Raw genomic sequence first — 2,507 nt, forward strand, 5'->3', positions numbered from 1 at the left:
ATTGCCAAAGCGCAGGTCTCCGGCCTGTGCGACGAAATAGCGCCAGGGCTTGCGGAAGTTGGGGTGATGCTGCCGTCTAATCCGCTGCAGCATTTGCTTCTGCAGGGCCTGGCGCGCCCCATCGTAATGACCTCCGGCAATCTTAGCGGCCGTCCGCCGGCGTTAAGTAATGCTCAGGCGCTCAATGAGTTAGCCGACATTGCCGACGGCTTTCTCTTGCATAATCGCGACATCGTACAGCGGATGGATGATTCACTGGTGCGCTCAAGCGGTGAAATGCTGCGCCGCGCCCGGGGCTACGTCCCGGACGCGCTGCCGCTGCCGCCGGGGCTAGGAGACATCCCGCCGCTGCTGGCTCTCGGCGCGGATATGAAAAATACTTTCTGCCTGGCGCGCGGCAGCGAAGCGGTGCTGAGCCAGCACTTTGGCGATCTTGGCGAGGAAGGTGTTGAACAGCAGTGGTGCAGCGCCCTGCAGCTGATGCAGAGCATTTACGCGTTTGTGCCGCAGCGGGTGGTGGTTGATGCCCATCCCGGCTATCGCTCAACGCAGTGGGCGGCCTCCCTGCCCCTGCCGCTGGAGACAGTGCTGCATCACCATGCCCACGCCGCGGCGTGCCTGGCGGAGCACCGCTGGCCGCTTGACGGCGGGGACGTTATCGCCCTGACACTCGACGGTATTGGTATGGGGGAGAACGGCGCGCTGTGGGGCGGGGAGTGCCTGCGGGTCAACTATCGCGAATGCGAACATCTTGGCGGGCTGCCGGCCGTCGCGCTGCCAGGGGGGGACCTGGCGGCACGCCAGCCGTGGCGAAATTTGCTGGCCCACTGTCTGGCCTTTGTCCCTGACTGGCAGGATTATCCGCAGGCCGCCACCCTACGCCAGCGCAACTGGCCGCTGCTGGCGCAGGCCATCGAGCGCGGGATTAACGCGCCGCGCGCCTCATCCTGCGGACGGCTGTTTGATGCCGTTGCCTGCGCCCTGGATTGCGCGCCGGAGAGTCTGAGCTATGAAGGCGAAGCGGCCTGTCGGCTGGAGGCGCTGGCCGCCAGCTGCCCCGGCGTCAGCCACCCGGTTACGCTGCCTTGGCGCGACGACGCGCTGGATTTAGCGACCTTCTGGCGGCAATGGCTGAGCTGGCAGGCGACTCCGGCGCAGAAAGCCTGGGCATTCCACGACGCCCTGGCCTGTGGGCTGGCGGCGATGGCCCGCGACTGCGCCACCGTCCGCGGCATCGACACGATGGTCTGCAGCGGCGGGGTGCTGCATAACCGCCTGCTGGCGGCGCGATTGACCTTTTATCTGGCGGATTTTACTCTGCTGTTTGCACAGCAGTTGCCGGCCGGCGACGGCGCAATCGCCTATGGTCAGGCGGTGATCGCCGCCGCCCGCTGGCAGGCTCAAGGAATACAACCATGATAATGACAGTTTTACGCCAGCAGCCGCGCGCCGCGGGTCTGGTGCTGGGGTTGATCGCGGCGAATTTACTGGCCTGGTGCTGGGCGCTGCAGGCCTTTGGCGGCAGCGGCGCGCTGATGGCCGCCAGCCTGCTGGCCTGGGGCTACGGCCTGCGCCACGCGGTGGACGCCGACCATATTGCGGCGATTGATAACGTGACCCGCAAGATGATGCAGCAGGGGCGGCGGCCTTTCGCCGTCGGGGCGTGGTTTTCGCTGGGCCACTCATCGATTGTGGTGCTGGCCTCGGCGGCGATTGCCGCGACCGCCACCGCCTTCAGCACGCAGATGAGCTGGCTGCATGATACCGGCAGCGTCATTGGCACCGCCGTGTCGGCCCTGTTTTTACTGGCGATGGCCTTTATCAACCTGGTGATTTTACGCAGCGTGTGGCGCAGCTTTCGGGCATGGAAGCGCGGGGAGCCGGTGAGCGACGAAATCGTCAGCGGCGGCGGGGTGATGAGCTGGCTGTTTGGCAAGACCTTCCGTCTGATAAGCCGCAGCTGGCAGATGTACCTGGTCGGTTTCCTGTTTGGCCTCGGTTTTGATACCGCCACCGAAATCGGCGTACTGGGTATCTCCGCCGCCGGCGCGTCGAGCGGGATTTCCGTCTGGTCGATTATGGTCTTTCCGGCGCTGTTCGCCAGCGGTATGGCGCTGGTGGATACGCTTGATAATGTGCTGATGGTCGGCGCCTACGGCTGGGCGTTCAGCAAGCCGCAGCGCAAGCTCTATTACAACATGACCATCACCGGTACCTCGGTGGTGATAGCGCTGTTTATCGGCGGCCTGGAAGCGCTGGGTCTGCTGATGGATAAGTTTGCGCTCAGCGGCGGAATATGGCGCTGGGTAGGGGCGTTAAACGACAACCTCGGCGACGCCGGATTTGTGGTGGTCGGGTTGTTTGTCGCCTGTTGGGCGCTATCGGTGCTTAACTATCGCTGGCGCGGCTACGACAATCTGGCGCGCTAGGCTGGATATGTTCCCGGCTTGCGCTGCGCTTAGCCGGGCTACCAGAACAATACCGTAGCCCGGCTAAGGCGTTTACGC

2 protein-coding genes are annotated in these 2,507 nt (G+C 64.4%); both read left to right on the forward strand.

Annotation, left to right across the window (positions count from 1 at the left end; genetic code table 11):
- Positions 1-1,419 (forward strand): carbamoyltransferase HypF (hypF, locus tag KHQ28_RS27095; protein WP_211777756.1); only part of this gene is annotated, 1,419 nt, incomplete at its 5' end.
- Positions 1,416-2,429: a HoxN/HupN/NixA family nickel/cobalt transporter gene (locus tag KHQ28_RS27100; RefSeq protein WP_032418414.1), complete on the forward strand. Its 1,014-nt coding sequence runs from the start codon at positions 1,416-1,418 to the stop codon at positions 2,427-2,429. The genes hypF and KHQ28_RS27100, both read left to right, overlap by 4 nt.
- Positions 2,430-2,507 lie beyond the last annotated feature (78 nt).

It is taken from the genome of Klebsiella sp. 28 (assembly GCF_018223905.1).
Classification (GTDB): domain Bacteria; phylum Pseudomonadota; class Gammaproteobacteria; order Enterobacterales; family Enterobacteriaceae; genus Klebsiella; species Klebsiella pneumoniae.

Coding starts and splice junctions, on each gene's coding strand:
- KHQ28_RS27100 (WP_032418414.1), top strand. CDS start 1,416: ATGATAATGACAGTTTTACGCCAGCAGCCGCGCGCCGCGGGTCTGGTG.